Here is a 17,841-nt window from a genome sequence, read left to right as displayed (position 1 = left end):
GGTTTTAAAATAAAAGGATAAATTCTACTTTAAAATTGCTTGAATTTTTATTAATGCCCTTAAAAACCCATTAGTCTTTGTATTTCCGCTTATAGAATCATGTCTCCATGTGTTTAAAATTAAAAATATTTGCTCATATTGCATTTCATTTAATTTTGTAGCTAGGAATCTTTTTTTATCAAATATATGTTGAGGAAGCTTGTATCCAAGCACATCTTCAGAAGCCACGCTCCCGTATATTTTTGTATGACTTTGGAATAAAAATAGTTGAAAAAAATACTTTTCTATCTCTTGTATTAGCATAACTTCTTCATATCCCTTTTCTAAAAAGTGATTTAATGCCTCAAAATACGGCTTTTTATAGAGTAGCAACTCTAAAATTTCTTCACACTTTACACTTCCTAAAGAATATCCTAGCTCATCTATTGTTTGTGAGTTTATTTCTTCATCATATATGCTATATTTTCTCATCTCCGCTATGCTAAGCCCTAGATTGTTGCTTTGTTGTTCTAGTATTTTTCGTAATACAAAATCGCTAGTTTGTATATTTAGTTTCTTTGCATATTCTTTTAAAATACTCATAGATTCATTTAGGTTTGGTGCAAAAAGCCTAGCTTCAAACACCCCATTGCCTCTAAAGCTAGGTATCATTGATTTATAATCTAGTGCGTATTTTGCGGCACTTTGATTATCACTTTGATGAAATTCAAGTATCAAATATCCAGTTTCATTTTTTATTAGTGTATTTATTAGTGTATCTAGTTGTTTTTTGGGGATTTTTTTGTCTGTTTTTATCCATACTAGTGATAGCTCTCCAAACAACGACCCAGAAGAAAAGCAAGAAAGTGCAGATTCAAAGTTGAACTCACCAAAATAAAATGTATTTTTTTGACAATCTTTTGCTAATGCTTTTTGTGCGAGTTTTTCTCCATAATATTCTATTAGAAACGAATCCTCACCATATAGCATTATTGCTTTTATTTCTGTGTTTCCTGTTATTTTTGATTCTAGTTCTTTTTTTGTCATTTATATCTCTTTTTTGATTTTTTGGGTTTATTTTTTATGTTTTGCTTTATTTGTTTTGCATTTATTTTTGCTTTTTGTTTTAGATTCTTCTTGTTTTCTAGAATCTTATTTTTTATATATGTTTCATCAGTGTAATTTTGCCCTAATATTTCATTGTAGCATTCTACTATTCTTCCATAAACTTTTGCAGTTTTTAAATTTACATCTATTATTTGGATTCTTACTTTTTGATACTTCACACCCTTGCCTTTTAGGGCTATTACTCTTGCGCCAAGTAGCATTTTATGTCTTAGCGATACTAGCTGTGGCGTTTGCTCATCTATTATTATTCCATCAAAGCTTTGTGATATTTTTGTGTTTAAGAATCTAGCGAATTTTCTATCATTAAAATCCCACTCTATTTTGGCTATGTTTCTTTCTTCTTTGTTTAGATGTTCGCATAGCATTGGGAGAGATTCTTTTATTGTTATATTTTCTTCTAGTTTTATCTTTTGTTTTAAGATTCTATGTAGCACAAGATCGCTATATCTCCGAATCGGAGAAGTAAAGTGGCTATACGATTCAAACCCCAAGCCAAAATGCCCTATATTATGACTTGCATAATTTGCTTGTTGCATTGATTTTATTATTAGCTTATCTACTTCTTGTGTTAGGTTTTTTTTGTTGGCTATTTTTTGTATTTTTAGTATTGTTTTGTGCAGGTCTTTTTGGGCAGGGATTCCTTTATCCCATATCCCAAGCAATCTTAGTTCTAAAAATAAATTCTGCAAACTTTCTTTTTTTGGTGAGGCGTGGATTCTGTATATTCCTAGCTTTAGGCTTGAATCTACTTTGGTGTTTTTAGATTCTAGTAATTTGGCACTTTGTATATTTGCTAGTAGCATACATTCTTCTATTAATTGGTGGGAGGCTGTTTGTTTGCTTTGTTTGATTGATTTTAGTTCTTGGTTTTTATCTAGCTCCAATCTTGTCTCATCATTTCTAAAGTCAAACCCACTCTTTAAGCGTTTTGCCCTTAGTTTTTGTGTTGTATCCTTCAAGGATAGTAGCATATCGCAATTAGTGCCTTTTATCTTTTTGTTTGTGTCAAAAAACTCATCTACTTGATTGTATGTTAGCTTTGACTTTACTTTAATTACAGCTTCAAATAGTTCGCTATTTAATATGGATAGATTCTTTTTATGGAGTTTTATTTTCCATACCATTGCTAATCTTAGTTTGTTTTGTTGTAGTGAGCATAGTCCTTCGCTTAAGATTCGTGGTAGCATTGGTATTGATTTGTGGGGAAAGTATATGCTAAATGCCCTATGTCTTGCATCTTCATCTAGTGGAGATTCTTCTTTTACATAGTAGCTTACATCTGCGATTGCTATATATAGAGTTGATTTATCCTCTATATAGCATATAGCATCATCGTGGTCTTTTGCATCATCGGGGTCAATCACGCAAAAAGGAAGAGAGCTTAAATCCACTCTTTCTTTAAAGTCTTTTAATCTTGCTTCTTTAAAGCTTTGACTTTCAATCTCGCTATTAAGCGAAAATCCCTCATGTTTATCATATAGACTTAGAGAGATTTTCTCATCTATTTTTGGATCGCTCATAGCACCAAGTATTTCTACTATTTCTCCATTATCTTGGTTGATTTTTATAATCGTATCTTTTGGGAGAGAATCTAGAGATTTTTTACTTGCTTTTATTTTGTAGGCTAATTCATTTGGGATGCTTATTGCTATATAGTTGTTTTTGTATTTTTCTATGTAGCATATTGCGTATTTTTGCGTTGTTTGGAGTTTTGTTATTATTTTTCCCTTTTTTTTGCGGGAATTTGTTGTTATTTTTGTTAGGACTATATCATCTTTAGTGGCGTTGTTTGTGTTTGTTTTTTCTATTAGTATGTCTTGTGAGCCATTTAGTGGTATTACATATCCATAGCCTTGCTTTGTAGGGCTAAATGTCCCTATGCAGTAATCTTTGTGCAAATAGTATTTGAATTTATGCAAAATAATTGCGTTGTGTTTTTTTAGGATTTCTAAAGATTCTTCAAATACTCTTGCTAACTTTTTTTTCTTTGGGATTCCTCTCTCTAGTAGGTTTGCAAGTTCAAGCATTCCCCAAGTCCATATTTTGTATCTTTACTAAAGCTTCATTAAACAAAGCTATATCCAATTCATATTCCTCTATTAAGTCTATACATTCAGCTATTTGCTCTTGTGTAGCTATTTTGTATGGAGTAATTATAGTGTTTAGCACTCTTAGTGGATATACATATTGCTTTAGCGAATCTGGCACATCGTTTGAATATAAAAAACGCATAGTCTCTACCATTGTCTCTTCAAAATTCCAATGACTAAATAATAGCTCTAGTATTTCATATTGTGTATTACCTGCTATTTGTAGCTCTCGGTTTAAAAAGTGATCTTCATCTATTAGTGCTTTGAACTCTTTTGCTTTGCCAAGTTTTTTTATGTATTCTGATATTATCACCATTCCCATATGCATAAGCAATGAAGTTGGCATTAGTATTTCTAGTTTTTTAATCTCGTGTTTATACCATTGAAGCATGAATTTACTTTTTGTTAGAGATATTTTAATAAATTGTTCCGTATCTAGCTTATATGGTTCTAAGTCTATTTCAAATGATGATCTTATAACGCTTGAAATTGCCAAACCTTTTATTGTTACAATTCCAAATAGGCTTATTGCCTGTGTCACTGAAGTAATTTTATGTGAGAATCCATATATTGGAGAGTTTGCACTTTTTATTATATCTGCACTTAAGAATGGATCTTCTTGGACTATATATACAACTTCTTTTATGCTTGTATCTTTTTCTAAAGATATTGATTGTAACTTTGTAATAGTGCTAGACAACGGCGGTAGAGAATTTATATCTTGCATAATTTGGCTTTCCATTAGGTTAGGTCGCCCCCCCCCCCTATTATTTTGTGATAATTATAAATAAATAATAACATAAAATCCTAATACACAATTGCATAATGTCTAAAATATGTGATTTCTTACATACAACAAGATAAATATTTTATGTTTAAAATAAAACTATTATTTATTTATAAAATTTTAAACATTATTTTATACTTTAATAAATAAAAATTTGATTAATAAATAAATAATAATAAATAAATAATAATAAAGTAAAATATATTAGTAACCATTAAGCCTAAGTTTATTGGGTTTAATTTGGCTGATAAATAAAAAATAAGTTCTTTAATTTATAAAAATATAATTTTATTTTAAGGAATACTTATTATAATTTTAATCTCTCTCTTTAAAAATCGTAGTAGCTTTATATAGCAAACCCCACTTTGTTATGTGGGGCTACTATGGGACAAATTTATCAATCTACTAAAAATTTTTGCAAACTTCCGAATTTATCTAGCGTTATTTTACATTGTGGGCAGATTGATAATGGTTTGTCGTTGTAAAACTTAATTTGCGTTCTATGTGAATATATCCCTATAAAGAACTTCATATCATAGTTAATAATGGCGGTAAAGTCTTGGTTGTTTAGATTTATCTCGCTTTCTTTGCATTTGCATATATGCACAAATGGGTCTCCATTACTTCTAAAGAATCCTTCTTGAATCTTGCTTTGATATAGCATTATTTTTTTTGTGCTTCCATTTGGGAATGTAAAATATATGCCATCTTCATCTAGGTGCAAATCAGCAAGATTTGCCCTTATGCCACTGCTTTGTAGCATGTTTAATAGATGTTTATTTAATGAGAGTTCAAAATTACAAGCCTCTTTAAACTCTGTAAAAAACATCACTTAAACGCTCTTTCTATCAAATCGCAAATAATATGTGCCATTAATATGTGCATTTCTTGGATTCTTGGTGTGTCATTGCTTGGGGATATTAATAATACATCACACAAAGATGACATCTTGCCACCACTATGTCCGCTAAAGCCTATTGTTCTTACTCCTAATTTTTTGGCTTTTTGTAGTGCGTTTATTACATTTTGACTATTTCCACTAGTTGAAATTCCCCATAATATATCTTGCTTGTTTGCTAAGCCCTCAAATTGTCTAGAAAATACAAATTCATATCCATAGTCATTGCCAATGGCAGTTAAAGCACTAGTATCAGTTGTAAGTGCAATAGCAGGGATAGATGGTCGCTCACACTTGTATCTGCCTATTAATTCTGCTGCTATATGTTGGCTATCAGCAGCACTTCCGCCATTGCCACATAGTAGAATCTTGCCACCATTTTTTAGAGATTCTATACACATTTCTGCTGCTTTTTGTATATCATCACTTAGACTTTCCATTTTGTTTGCTACTAATAAATGCTCTTTTATTTCATTTAGGATATGTTCTTTCATTGATTTCCTTTTATTTTGTTTATTATGTTTGTTGTGCTTTTTCCTTCTATGAAGTCTATTAGTTTTACTTCATTTGCAAACTCTGCTCCTACAACTTCTTTATTCTTGTAGTCTCCACCTTTTACTAGAATGTTTGGCTTTATTTGTTTTATTAGATTAAATGGAGTTTCTTCATCGAATATAATTACAAAGTCAATACATTCTAATGCACATAGCATATAAGCTCTATCTAGTTCATTATTAATTGGGCGATCATTCCCCTTTATGGCTTTAATAGAAGAATTACTATTTAGCCCTACAATTAGCACATCTCCTAGCTTTTTTGCTTCATTTAGGTAGCTAATATGTCCTATGTGCAGTATATCAAAGCAACCATTTGTAAAAACAATCTTTAGATTTGTTAGCTTGGTTAGAGATTCTAAAAAATTATCAAAATCATCTTTTGTAATTAGTTTGTTTTGTGGGTTTATTGGTTTTTTTCTTTGCACTATTTTGTGGAAATTTGATAAGAATTTCGCGCCATCTTGGCTAAATGCTTCCATAAATTTAGTGCTAACAAGTGAGCTATCAAGCAAATCATTATCATATAGATATGTAAAAATATCCTTTTTGTTTGTAGCAACAGAGCCAACTTTGCTAACAACAACAGCAGCAGCAGCATTTGCAAAATATATGCTAGGGAGAATCTCTTCCTTTTGTGATAGCATGAAAGCTAAAGAGGCAATAACCGTATCTCCAGCACCCGTTACATCAAAGACTTCTCTAGCAATTGTTGGCACTTTTATAAGCTTTGAATCTTGCAAAATAGCAATCCCATCTTCGCTAAGAGTAATTAATGAGTATTCTAAGTTGCAAGTATTTTTTAGTTTCTCTAAGGCTTGTAGTAGAGATTCATCATCTATTATATTTATTCCTGTGGCTTCTATGGCTTCTTTTTTATTTGGTGTTAGAAGTGTTGAATCTTTGTATTTTGAGTAGTCATGTCCCTTTGGGTCTATTAGTATTTTTAGATTCTTTTGTTTTGCTAGTTGTATTAAGCTTTGTGTTAGTTTTGTGCTTAGCACACCTTTTTGATAGTCAGATAGCACAATGCAGTCTATTTTATCTATCATAGTTGTTGTAAAGTCTAAGATGAATTTTTCTCCATCATTGCTTATTTGGCTTTTGTCTTCTTTATCTACTCTTATTACTTGTTGGTTTGAGGCTATGATTCTTGATTTTTGTGTTGTTGGGCGATTTTTGTTTGTGTAGATTCCACTTGTGTTTATGTTTAGAGATTCTAGTCTATTTTTTAGTTTAGCACCTGCATCATCATCGCCTATCATTCCGCATATAAACACATCTGCACCAAGTGAGATTAGATTATTTGCTACATTGCATGCTCCGCCTAAACTTAGTGTTTCTTTGTTTATGCTTACTACTTGCACTGGTGCTTCAGGTGAGATTCTTTGGCATTCTCCCCACACATAGTGGTCTAATATCAAATCTCCAACGACTAAAATTTTTGGATTCAAAACTCGCCTTTGTCTGCAATTTCTTTTATGCTTTTTGCATATTCTTTTATTCCATCTTCTAGCTTATATCTTGGATTGTATCCTAGTGCTTCTTTGGTTGGCTCTATGTCCGCATGTGTATGGTTTTGGAAGAATTTATAAGGATTGTCAAAATATTCTACTTCAAATTCTCCAAATTCATTTTGCAGACATTTTACAATATCATTAAAGCTTCTAGATTCTCCGCTTCCTACATTATATACGCCACTTTTGCCACTTATAGCTTTTATGTTTGCCATTACCACATCTTGCACATAGACAAAATCTCTTTTTTGTTCGCCCATTTTAAATAATCTTACTTTTTTGTTCTTTAGTGCTTGGATTCCTAGTTGCAATATCATTGAAGCGGTTTTGCCTTTATAAAGCTCATTTTCTCCATATACATTAAAATACCTTAAGCCAACTATATGCTCTGGATTTTCTTTTAAAAATTTATATGTTAATTTGTCCATGCAAAGCTTTGAAAATCCATAGACATTTTCTGGAATCTCTCCTTGTCCTACTATGTTTGGTGCTTGAGTGTTTCCGTAAGTTCCAGCACTTGATGCATATATCATCTTTGCTCCATGTCTTAGAGACATTTCTAGTAGATCTTTATAGGCATTTACATTTGCTCTTAATATTGCATCTTGGTCTATAACCGTGGTATCAGAGATTGCGGCTTCATGGAATATGTAATCAAACTTTATTTTATCAATCCTTGCTAAGTCATCTTTATTTGTAATATCCCCAACTATTACTTCCCCATTGAAATCTAAGAGGTTTTTAAAATGTCCTAGTGATTTAAAATTTCCATTGCTAAATGTCTTTTCACTTCTAAAGCTATCAAAAACTATAACTTCAGCATTTGGGTGGAATTTCTGAAAATACATTGCAAGGTTTGATCCTATAAAACCAGCCCCACCTGTTATTAGAATCTTTTTATTGTTTAGGCTTTCATCTGTATATTTCATTGTTTTTCCTTGCAAATTGTTCAATCTATTATTCCTAAGTTTTTAAAGATACCTATTTTTTGTTTAAACTCGTTAGCCATTTGTGTTATTTCTTTTTTGATTTCTGAATCGGTTGTTAGTGTTTTTCCATCTTTAATTGGTTTTGAATCTAGCTCTTTTAGTTTTTCTATTGTTCTTGTTATTAGATTATTTTCAGCCGTTATTCCTTGCATGTAAAATCCAAGCATGAATCTATGCAGATCGTTAATTGCGATTGCAGAGCATGTTACAGGAGAAGCTATGTATGAAGCACTTAGGATTGATTTTTCTTTGTTTTTAATTATGTTTTGATTGTATATTTTGGTTCTATTTTTTATAGTATCACTTATGGTTTGTGCGGGCGATACTATTCCTTGTTGCATTAATATCGCTAAAATACTCATCAATTCTTGGAATTGTAATTTGCATTTTTCGCTAATCTCCCAACCGGTTTTTGAAGTATAATTTTTAGATTCTAGATATTCTAAAACGCTATCATATTTTTCTCTCTTTAATGTCCCTTCCCCGAGTACGAATTGCATTTTGGTAGAAAATTTTTCCTTTTGTTCTACTAATGCAAATTTTGTATTTAATAGTTTTGTTTTTGCTGTATTATGGTTAGTGTATGCTACTCCTTTACAATATATGTCTTTTCTAAACTGTCTATTCAAACAAAAATCTTTTAGTTGTTCTTGGAATATTTTATCTTTTATATTGCTTAGATAGCTTACCCATTCGGGTCTTAAAGTCCATTCGTTAAAGTGCTCTAATATCTCACCCATAGTTATATAGCTACACTTTGCCATATCTTGCATTCTTTCTGCTATCTCATGGAAATAAAAAATATCCCAAGTAGAATTTAGATATTCGTGTCCTAAGTACTTATGGTTATTGCTCTGAGTGAGTTGTGTGACCAATGATTGCGCTATTTGATTGCCTTGAAAATACATAGGATTTGTTTCCATAAATTCCTTTAAGAAGTTTGCAGAATTTGCAATAGATTCGTGTGCACCTGTGCTTGCATTTGTATAATGTCTATTATGCATTCTAAAAATTTCTCTCAACGCCATTTTGGATGACCAACTTGGCATACAATTGTAGCTATTATAAACGATACCACCAGGCTTTAGGAATTTTCTTATTATTTCTAGTATTATGTCTTGGTTTTCTCTTGATATCCATGAGAAAATACCATGAAATACAATGTAGTCAAATTCTAGCCTAGTTTTATTTAGTCTTTCTAATAATTCCTCAAAACTATCATTGTATAGAGTAATATTATCAAGTCCATTAGCATAAATGTTGGCTTTATGTGTGTGGGTTGGAGTAAAATCGGTCCCATAGAATATACCATTATTTGTTGCTGCATTCAGCGTTATGCTAATTCCCATTCCGTAGCCAAGCTCAAGGTAGCTAAAGCCATCTTTTGGTGTTATATCATGTTCATTTCCAACTTCAACTCCAGCTAACGCTAGATTTAAGTTAATCATCATAGGACTAATTTCTTTATAATATCCCTCTGTATATTCGGTATTTGTAAAATATCCATCGCTCCAAGATTCCATGCTATTTTCCTTGTAAAGTATAGTTTGCAAAATTGTAACTAAAAATATTGAATATTTTTAGTTAATTTTGTTATTGTAGGATTGAAGGCTTTTGTGCTAATTATTACTAGGTCTCCTATTTTTAGCTCTTTTGCTTCATTTTTTGTTATGCTTAATTTTATTATGTCATTTCCGGTTAGAATGCTAACTATACAAAAAATCCCATTTTCTGTTATATTAAGCACATTTCCACTTTGTCTAACTTTGCCACTTGGAATCCCGCGTAAAAACACTTCATTAGCAGTTCCACTTTTTATAACCTTTCCATTTTGCATATGTAATACATGGCTTGATAGAGAAAATACCTCACTAAAGTTATGGCTAACTAAAAAGGTGCTAAGAGAAAAGTGTCTATGTATCTTTAATAATTCCTCTCTTAACTTTACATTCATCTCTATATCCAACGCACTAAATGGCTCATCAAGTAGTAGAATCTTTGGTTTTCTAATTACTGCTCTAGCTAGCGCTACTCTTTGTTGTTGTCCTCCGCTTAGCATATTTGGCTTTAGTTTTTGCAGGTTTGTTAATTCTGTTATTTCTAGTATTTCATCGATTTGTTCTTTTGCTTGTATCTTGCTTGTTTGCTTTGGTATTGCAAAGGCTAGATTCTCCCTTATAGACATATTTGGGAAGAGTGCATAGTCTTGAAATACGAATCCTATTTGTCTATTTTGCGGTTTTAGGTTTATGTTTTTTTGCGTATCTAGCCATATTTCATCTTCTACTTTAATTAAGCCAACTTCTGGGGTTAAAAGTCCGGCTAGAATCTTTAGTATAGTTGTCTTGCCAGCACCTGATTTTCCAAATATAGTTGTTAGTTCATTTTTGTTTATTTTGCAATCTATATCTAACAGTAAATCTCCATTTGCACTTATTAGATTCTTCTTAAATTTGAGTTCTATCATAGTTTGTCTTTTTTGTTTAGATAAAATGTAAGGAGCAAGATAGAAAATGTAACTAGAAACAAAGTTAGTGCGTATTTATGTGCTAGTGCATAGTTTAGAGATTCTACTTCATCATAGATTGCAATACTAGCAACCCTAGTTACTCCTTCTATGTTTCCACCTATCATCATTATGACGCCAAATTCTCCTATGGTATGGGCAAATGTAACTACAATTCCAACTATGATCGAGTTTTTGATATTTGGGATTAGTACTTTAAAGAATATCTCAATCCTACTTTTACCAAGTGTTAGTGCTGCTTCATATAGTGATTTTGGCAAACTTGCGAAACCAGCTTGAATCGGATTTATCATAAATGGCATTGAGAAAATAATAGAGGCCAAAATTACACCTTCAAAGCTAAAGACGAACTTTATATCAAAATATTCTAATAAAAATGCTCCTAAGAAATTTTGTGGGCTAAAGGCAATTAGTAAATAAAAGCCAAGCACACTAGGAGGCAATACAAGTGGCATTGAGACTATGGTTTCTAAAATCGGCGTTATTTTGCTTTTATAAAATGCCAAAAAATATCCCAATGGTAACGCAATGCAAAGTAATATAGCAGTTGTGATTATGGATACTTTGAAAGTTAAAAGCATGGTTTGTAAAAAAGATTCCATATCTCTACTCTATTATCATTATTTCACTCTCTAAAATATGCCACACTACTTTTTCTCCCTCTTTAAAGTTGGAATCTATATTGGTAATTGCCTCTATTTGTAAGTTATTACTTTTTAGCTTTAGCTTTAAAAACATGGAATCTTGCTCGCAAGATTCCACATTTGCAACGAAAATATTGTTAGCTCCTTGTATATTTCTTGCTACTAAGATATTGCTTTCTTTAAAGGCTAGTGTGATTATATCTCCTATTTTTCGAGATTCTAAGAGTATTATAGAAAATATCAGTCCATTTGCATTTGCAATTATGCGAGAAATATCTCCACTAGTCTTAGAATCTATAACTTTTGCTTGTATTTTATTCAACGCTATAACCAAATTTTATAAATTTTTCTTTTGCGTCTTTACTTAAAATATAGTCTTTAAATTCATTTGCTAGTTTAGAATCTTTACCAAAATTTGGAATTATTAGTGCTTGTTCTATTGGCTTGTATAGCTTTTCATCGATTGCTACAAAGCTCATAGCAGGAGTATTAATCCCGCCTTCACCAAGCATTGATAGTGCAGTAAAGCCTACTTCTGCATTGTTTGATTCTACATAAGTTGTAGCAGTACCTATGCTCTCACCAGTTACAAATTTATCTTTTACATCTTTTAGCATATTTGTAGATTCTAGTGCTTCCATGCTTGCTCTTCCATATGGTGCTAGTTTTGGGTTTGGTATTGAAATATGCTTTATGTTTTTGTTTAAAATATCTTCAAATTTTGTAATTTTGAAGCTTTTATTATTGCTCCATAGCACTAATTTGCCTTTAGCATATACTTCTTCTTTGTTTGGTGCTAGATTTTCTTTAAATAATTTTGCAGGATAGTCTGTATCTGCTGATACAAACAAATGCACAGGTGCTCCATTTTGAATCTGTGCGAAAGCCTTGCCACTTGAAATGTAAGAAATTTCTATTTTATCATTTGGTCTGTTTTTTAAAAAGTCATTTTTTATATCTTCTAGCACATATTTTAGCGAAGCTGCACCTAGCACCCTAATATCTTCTGCATTAGCATTAATGCTTAAGCAGATTCCAGCAATTACGCTTATTGTTAGTTTTTTGATTACATTTTTCATCTTTTCTCCTTTAAATTCCTAAAATTACATTATTAGCCTTAAAGCCAAACCAAACTTTATCTCCGATGTTTAGCTTTATTGAATCTTGTGAGGATTCTGTTATTATCGCACTTAACCTCTCACCATTGCTATTTATCTCTACTTGACAATTTATAGCACCATTAATTATGTTTGTTACCTCGCCTTCGATGCAGTTTTTCATTGAGATTTTGCTTGGCTTTTCATCAAAGACTACAATCCAATTTGCCTTTATTAGTGCATAGCATTTCATGCCCACTTTTAGCCCTAGCTCATCTAATGAACTCATCGTTATTATGCTACTAATTGTTAAATTGTTTCGCGTTTTTAATATTACTTCAGCATTTACTTTTCCGGTTTTAATTTCGATTATCTCGCCTTGTAGTTGATTTCTAGCGCTAGTTTTCATCGTTACGCTCCTAAAATGTAGTGGATTTTCTATTGTAGAATCTTCTAAAGATTCTAAGTCGTTTTTAAACACATTAAGTAATGCTTCATTGAGCCTTTCCATTTGTCGGAATATTTTTATAAGTTTGAGACCTTTTTGTGTGAGTTTTGCTCCGCCGCCACTTTTACCTCCCCTTACTACACATACCAAAGGCTCTTTTGATAGCTTATTTATGCTATCTATACTATCCCATGCGGCTTTGTAGCTCATTTTCATAGTTTTGGCAGCTTGTGAAATTGAGCCACTTTTGTCTATTAACTCTAGTAGCTCAACTTTGCCATGCCCTAAGAAGTTTTTGCCTTGTTCTTTAATCCAAAATCTTCCTTCTACTTCCATAAATCAATCATTCCTTAACTTTAGTGTTCTACCAAAGTATATAAATTTATATATTGCTTGTCAAGCGTTAAAACATGATATAATCAAAAATTGTTAAAAATAAATACATCTTAAGGAATCTTATGACCATTATTTCGCATGAGAGCCAAGAAGTTCTAGTAGATGGGATAAAGGCTTCTAGCTTGGAAAATCTGACTTTGAGCATAGAGCATGCGTTGTTATCTAATGATATTGAACCGCAAAGAATCTTTTTTCTAAAAGTGCCAGAGACTTTTAAGAAGTTCCTTTATAGCAAGGATTGGTATTGGAATGGAAGAAAACTTGTAGTTTATAAAGATGATTTTTAGGATATTTAAGTGAAGACTTTAACTTTAGCAAATATCTATGAAATACAGGGTCATAGGCATGAAGCAGCAGAAATCTACAAAGAAATACTAAAAGAAAATCCAGATAATGTTGAAGCTAGAATCGCATTACATAGGCTAACAAGCAATAGAAAGAGATATGGCAAGGCAAATTCTGATATGTTAGATTTATTTATAAAGATGGATAGCAAGGTAGAGTTTAATGAGTTTGAAAGGTGGTTATTGCAGTTATGGAATTAAAAGAAGCGATTTTACAGACATTAGCAGAAATAGATACAAAGGGTGATTATTCACAAGATAGTGATAATATAGACGGAAAACCAGAGCGAGACGCACTGCTAGATATAATACCTAGTGATGATTTTGATGAGATTCCACAGATAGAGAGTGCATATAAGCGAAAAATAGAAAAATTAAACTATAAAAATGCTGATGAGTTGAAGGAATTATTAGAAAAATATTACTTAGAAGAAGAAAAGTTTTTAGAATCTCTGCAAGATAGAATCTTAGTGTTATTTGAAGGATTGCAATCTCCAAATAATAGAAATATAGAGGCAAAATTAGACATGGTACTTAATTTCTTAGAATTTACCCTAGCAATAATTGATGAAAGAAAAAGTGCAAAATGAAAAAATTATTATTTACTATCTATTTACTTTATGGATTTATAATTTCAGTATCTCAAATGAGTGATTTGAGATACAAGCAAAAGCTTGTTTTTATAAAAGATGTTTTTCATCCGCTCCTCCTTTGTTTAAGGAAGATTAGTGCGAGTAAGTTCTTTGAAATTATCAATCTAGCAGGTGTTATTCCTAATAAAATAACCCCCCCTAAAATACCCAATCCTCCTTTTTCTTAAATAGGAATACGCCATGCTAGAAATATTGATGATAGAAGATGATTTAGAGTTAGCTGCAATCCTTGCTGAATACTTGAAAGCTCATGATATTAATGTAGTAAATTATGATGAGCCCTATACGGGTATGAGTGCAATAAACGCTCAACATTTTGACCTCCTTCTTTTAGATCTAACACTCCCAAATTTAGATGGGCTTGAAGTATGCAGAAGGGTAGCTAAAGAAAAACAACTACCAATTATAATTACCTCCGCAAGAAATGATGTTGATGATAGAGTTTTAGGACTAGAGTATGGTGCTGATGACTATCTGCCAAAACCATATGACCCAAAAGAGCTTGTAGCTAGGATATATAGTGTCCTTAGAAGATATAATAAAAACATTAAGCAAGATGAAAATCAAGTGTCAATTTTGCCATTTAAGTTAAACAAGGATAGCAGAGAAATATATTTGCATGATACTTTGCTTCCTTTAACCAAAGCAGAGTATGAAATCCTTAGCTTCATGTTGGAGAATAAAGATAAAGCACTAACTAGAGATGCAATAGCAATGAATGCAGATTCTATAAATCCAGATTCTGGAAATAAAAGTATAGATGTAATAATAGGCAGACTTAGAGCAAAAATAGAAAAAAATGGTCAAAAGTATATACATTCAATACGGGGCATAGGATATAAGCTACAAATAAAAGGCGATACGGACTAGGTAATGTTTAAAACATCTATATTTATAAAAATTACAATCTTATTTGTAGTTGCTATCTTTTTTTTGGGTGCTTCTTCGTATTACTTCATAAGAGAAGAGATTAATAATGAAATGCTAAATAATCAACTAAAATACAATCAATTTTTAGCAACCATAAACCAGCTTGTAAGATTTGGCGGAAATATAGACTTGATAGAAAAGTATTTGCATGAGTTGGATTTAAATGAGATTAATGATTCTGATATTTTAAGAAAATTTTCTCATCATTTAGCTAACAATTTAGAATATGGAGTATATGCAAAAATAATCAAAGATGATCATGCAGTATATTTATTGTTACAAACGCCTACTTCATGGAGTTTGTATGGCGATTTTCATACAACGAAATTGCTAAATTATTATATATTAACCTTTGTTGGATTTTTTGTTGTAGTTTTTTTGTTTGGCCTTGTTATAAAGAGTATCTTGCCACTTAAAATATTGCGACGAGAGATAAGAAAGTTTGCCAATGGTGATACAAATATATCAATACCAATTAAGCAGTATGATGAGATTGGTGAAGTTGCAGATGAATTTAATCATGCAGTAGAAAAGATAAATGCATTAAATAATTCGCGGAAACTATTTTTAAGAGCAATAATGCATGAGCTAAAAACTCCAATTACAAAGGGCAGAATCACCGCAGAAATGTTAGAAGATTCTGTGTATAAAGATAGACTTTGTTCGGTATTTATTCGTTTGAATTCTCTAATTGATGAGTTTGCCAATATAGAAAAACTAAGCTCAAAAAACCATGCATTAAACAAACATAGTTACTATTTAAGTGAAATTTTGGATAAAGTTTTTTCTATGTTGCTTTTAGATTCTCAACAAGTTAGAGAATACTTTATTTTGCCAGAAGATGAATATTTGTTGTATGTTGATTTTGAGATGATTAGCTTAGCTGTTAAGAATCTTTTGGATAATGCTTTAAAATATAAGACACATGGGAGAGTAGAAATCATCGTCAATGATAGAGATGTGTTGATTAAAAATTATGGAATAGAACTAAAGGGAGATTTTAAGGATTATTCTAAGCCTTTTTTTAAGCAAGATTCAAATCCTAGTGGCGGTTTTGGCTTGGGTATATATATTGTAAATAGCACGTTAGAAAGCCAAGAATTAAAGCTAGAATATAAACATAGCAATGGATATAATATATTTACAATCAAGCAAGTTGTTCAAAACTTTTGCAGAAAGGAAAAAGATGTTTAAGCGATTAAGAAGAATGAGACTAAACCCTATTGTGCGAGATATGGTAGAAGAAACTTCGTTACATATAAAAGATTTTATTTATCCTATTTTTGTTGTGCTTGGGAATAATATTAAAAACACAATAGAATCCATGCCGGGCGTTTATCAGCTAAGCATTGATGAGGTTTTGAGAGAATGTGGAGAGTTGCAAGGTTTGGGGATAAATTCCATAATTCTTTTTGGGATTCCAAATATAAAAGATAGCATAGGAAGTGAAGCATTAGATGATGAAGGCATAGTTGCAAAAGCTGTGCGAGAGATAAAGAAGAACTTCCCAAATATGCTTGTTTGTGTTGATTTGTGCTTTTGTGAATATACAGACCATGGGCATTGTGGAATCTTAAATCCAAAACTAAATAGCGTAGATAATGACTTAACCTTGGAAATATTAGACAAACAAGCCTTGATACTAGCACAAAGCGGTGCAGATATAATTGCTCCAAGTGGTGCTATGGATGGCATGATATATTCTTTAAGAAAAGCACTTGATGAAGGTGGATTTAGTCATTTGCCTATAATGAGCTATTCTACAAAGTTTGCTAGTGGATATTATGGTCCATTTAGAGATGTAGCACAAAGCACACCTAGCTTTGGTGATAGAAAGAGTTATCAGCAAAACCCAGCTAACAGAAGAGAGGCCATATTAGAATCAATCGAAGATGATGCACAAGGTGCAGATATTTTGATGGTAAAACCTGCCTTAGCGTATCTTGATATTGTAAGGGACATTAGAGAAAGGACGCTACTTCCGTTAGCTGTGTATAATGTAAGCGGAGAGTATGCAATGCTAAAATTTGCACAAAAAGCTGGGATTATTGATTATAATAGAGTGTTATTAGAGACTATGGTTGGCTTTAAGAGGGCAGGAGCAGATATTATAATTAGCTATCATGCTAAAGAGGTTGCTATGCTTTTAAGGAGTGAATTATGATTCGGATATTTTCTGTATTAGCGTTTTTTATTTTTTTATTATCTGGGTGTGCGACAAACCAAGTGCAAAGCAATGTGAGTATGACAAATAGTATATTCATTGATCCTGTGCATATGAATGATAGAGTGATTTTTATTTCTGTTAGCAATACAAGTGGCGAATATGTGAATCTAAAACCAAAGCTTGTAAAAAGCCTCGAAAATATGGGCTATCTTGTAACTAACAATCCAAATGAGGCAGTATTTATTTTGCAGACAAATATTTTGTATTGCAATGTAAAAAGAGAGGAAAATACTGCAGATGGTGCGATCATTGGCGGTGCGATTGGTGCTGGTATTGGTGGATATAATAGCGGTGCTACTGGTGCGGTTCTTAGTGGATTAGCTGGTGCTACACTTGGTGCGTTGCTTGGACATGCTTCAGAGGATACTATAATACAAATGCAAGTTGATGTTAGTATAAAGCAAATAAATAACTATGGGCATTATACACAAAGGCAAACAACCATGATAGCCGAAGCTTCAAGGCGTAATCTACAATTAGGTGAGATAGTAAATATGCTAGAAGATAGAATCTCTTCACAAATAAGTGGAATTTTTAGGGAGTAATTTCAACCTCCCTTAAGCTTCTTTCGTTATACTTTCATTCCTTTTTTGTTGATTTTTCTTTATGAGCTTTCAATAATAAAGAGGTGTT

At 31.8% G+C, this 17,841-nt stretch carries 20 protein-coding genes; 7 read left to right on the top strand and 13 right to left on the bottom strand.

The window, feature by feature from the left end; all coding sequences use genetic code 11:
• Positions 1-24 precede the first annotated feature (24 nt).
• From PF022_RS03675 to PF022_RS03615, 13 genes are all read right to left on the bottom strand, one after another.
• Positions 25-1,026: a DNA polymerase III subunit delta gene (locus tag PF022_RS03675; RefSeq protein WP_271021522.1), complete on the bottom strand. Its 1,002-nt coding sequence runs from the start codon at positions 1,024-1,026 to the stop codon at positions 25-27.
• Entirely contained in the window at positions 1,023-3,134 is a 2,112-nt protein-coding gene (locus tag PF022_RS03670; RefSeq protein ID WP_271021521.1) for an RNB domain-containing ribonuclease, read from the bottom strand. Before PF022_RS03670 ends, PF022_RS03675 begins: the two co-directional genes overlap by 4 nt.
• On the bottom strand, positions 3,127-3,939 hold the full coding sequence (locus PF022_RS03665) for an HDOD domain-containing protein (protein ID WP_271022811.1): 813 nt from the start codon (positions 3,937-3,939) through the stop codon (positions 3,127-3,129). The genes PF022_RS03670 and PF022_RS03665 overlap by 8 nt, the downstream gene beginning before the upstream one ends.
• A 442-nt stretch (positions 3,940-4,381) precedes the next feature.
• Positions 4,382-4,813, bottom strand: a complete 432-nt coding sequence (locus PF022_RS03660) for a hypothetical protein (protein WP_271021699.1) — start codon at positions 4,811-4,813, stop codon at positions 4,382-4,384.
• The gene (gene gmhA, locus PF022_RS03655; protein ID WP_271021519.1) at positions 4,813-5,376 is read right to left on the bottom strand and encodes a D-sedoheptulose 7-phosphate isomerase; all 564 of its coding nucleotides are present in this window, start codon (positions 5,374-5,376) and stop codon (positions 4,813-4,815) included. The genes PF022_RS03660 and gmhA overlap by 1 nt, the downstream gene beginning before the upstream one ends.
• Positions 5,373-6,890, bottom strand: a complete 1,518-nt coding sequence (rfaE1, locus tag PF022_RS03650) for a D-glycero-beta-D-manno-heptose-7-phosphate kinase (RefSeq protein WP_271021518.1) — start codon at positions 6,888-6,890, stop codon at positions 5,373-5,375. The genes gmhA and rfaE1 overlap by 4 nt, the downstream gene beginning before the upstream one ends.
• Positions 6,887-7,882, bottom strand: coding sequence for an ADP-glyceromanno-heptose 6-epimerase (rfaD, locus tag PF022_RS03645; RefSeq protein ID WP_271021517.1), 996 nt, complete (start codon positions 7,880-7,882; stop codon positions 6,887-6,889). The genes rfaE1 and rfaD overlap by 4 nt, the downstream gene beginning before the upstream one ends.
• A 20-nt stretch (positions 7,883-7,902) precedes the next feature.
• Positions 7,903-9,465, bottom strand: coding sequence for a class I SAM-dependent methyltransferase (locus PF022_RS03640; RefSeq protein ID WP_271022809.1), 1,563 nt, complete (start codon positions 9,463-9,465; stop codon positions 7,903-7,905).
• A 38-nt stretch (positions 9,466-9,503) separates the two neighbouring features.
• Positions 9,504-10,409: a sulfate/molybdate ABC transporter ATP-binding protein gene (locus PF022_RS03635; protein WP_271021514.1), complete on the bottom strand. Its 906-nt coding sequence runs from the start codon at positions 10,407-10,409 to the stop codon at positions 9,504-9,506.
• Positions 10,406-11,071 (bottom strand): molybdate ABC transporter permease subunit, encoded by a 666-nt coding sequence (modB, locus tag PF022_RS03630; RefSeq protein WP_271021512.1) that lies wholly within the window; start codon positions 11,069-11,071, stop codon positions 10,406-10,408. The genes PF022_RS03635 and modB overlap by 4 nt, the downstream gene beginning before the upstream one ends.
• A 4-nt stretch (positions 11,072-11,075) precedes the next feature.
• A complete protein-coding gene (locus PF022_RS03625; RefSeq protein WP_271021511.1) occupies positions 11,076-11,435 on the bottom strand; it encodes a hypothetical protein in 360 nt (119 codons plus the stop codon).
• Positions 11,428-12,192: a molybdate ABC transporter substrate-binding protein gene (gene modA / locus PF022_RS03620; RefSeq protein ID WP_271021510.1), complete on the bottom strand. Its 765-nt coding sequence runs from the start codon at positions 12,190-12,192 to the stop codon at positions 11,428-11,430. Before modA ends, PF022_RS03625 begins: the two co-directional genes overlap by 8 nt.
• Positions 12,193-12,202: 10 nt before the next feature.
• On the bottom strand, positions 12,203-12,994 hold the full coding sequence (locus PF022_RS03615) for a molybdenum-dependent transcriptional regulator (RefSeq protein ID WP_271021509.1): 792 nt from the start codon (positions 12,992-12,994) through the stop codon (positions 12,203-12,205).
• A 122-nt stretch (positions 12,995-13,116) separates the two neighbouring features.
• Between PF022_RS03615 and PF022_RS03610 the strand changes: the two genes are divergently transcribed.
• From PF022_RS03610 to traT, 7 genes are all read left to right on the top strand, one after another.
• Positions 13,117-13,341: a hypothetical protein gene (locus tag PF022_RS03610; protein WP_271021508.1), complete on the top strand. Its 225-nt coding sequence runs from the start codon at positions 13,117-13,119 to the stop codon at positions 13,339-13,341.
• Positions 13,342-13,350: 9 nt separating this feature from the next.
• A complete protein-coding gene (locus PF022_RS03605) occupies positions 13,351-13,599 on the top strand; it encodes a tetratricopeptide repeat protein (protein ID WP_271021507.1) in 249 nt (82 codons plus the stop codon).
• Positions 13,590-13,988, top strand: coding sequence for a CiaD-like domain-containing protein (locus tag PF022_RS03600; RefSeq protein WP_271021506.1), 399 nt, complete (start codon positions 13,590-13,592; stop codon positions 13,986-13,988). Before PF022_RS03605 ends, PF022_RS03600 begins: the two co-directional genes overlap by 10 nt.
• A 243-nt stretch (positions 13,989-14,231) precedes the next feature.
• Positions 14,232-14,921 (top strand): response regulator transcription factor, encoded by a 690-nt coding sequence (locus PF022_RS03595; protein WP_271021505.1) that lies wholly within the window; start codon positions 14,232-14,234, stop codon positions 14,919-14,921.
• Between the two features lie 3 nt (positions 14,922-14,924).
• Positions 14,925-16,175, top strand: coding sequence for an ArsS family sensor histidine kinase (locus PF022_RS03590; protein ID WP_271021504.1), 1,251 nt, complete (start codon positions 14,925-14,927; stop codon positions 16,173-16,175).
• Positions 16,168-17,145, top strand: coding sequence for a porphobilinogen synthase (gene hemB / locus PF022_RS03585; protein WP_271021502.1), 978 nt, complete (start codon positions 16,168-16,170; stop codon positions 17,143-17,145). Before PF022_RS03590 ends, hemB begins: the two co-directional genes overlap by 8 nt.
• Positions 17,142-17,753, top strand: coding sequence for a complement resistance protein TraT (gene traT / locus PF022_RS03580; protein WP_271021501.1), 612 nt, complete (start codon positions 17,142-17,144; stop codon positions 17,751-17,753). The genes hemB and traT overlap by 4 nt, the downstream gene beginning before the upstream one ends.
• Positions 17,754-17,841 lie beyond the last annotated feature (88 nt).

The sequence above is a fragment of the Helicobacter sp. WB40 genome (assembly GCF_027859275.1).
GTDB lineage: Bacteria > Campylobacterota > Campylobacteria > Campylobacterales > Helicobacteraceae > Helicobacter_D > Helicobacter_D ibis.
Note: the sequence above shows the minus strand (reverse complement) of the source record. Positions and strands in the feature narration are given on the sequence as shown.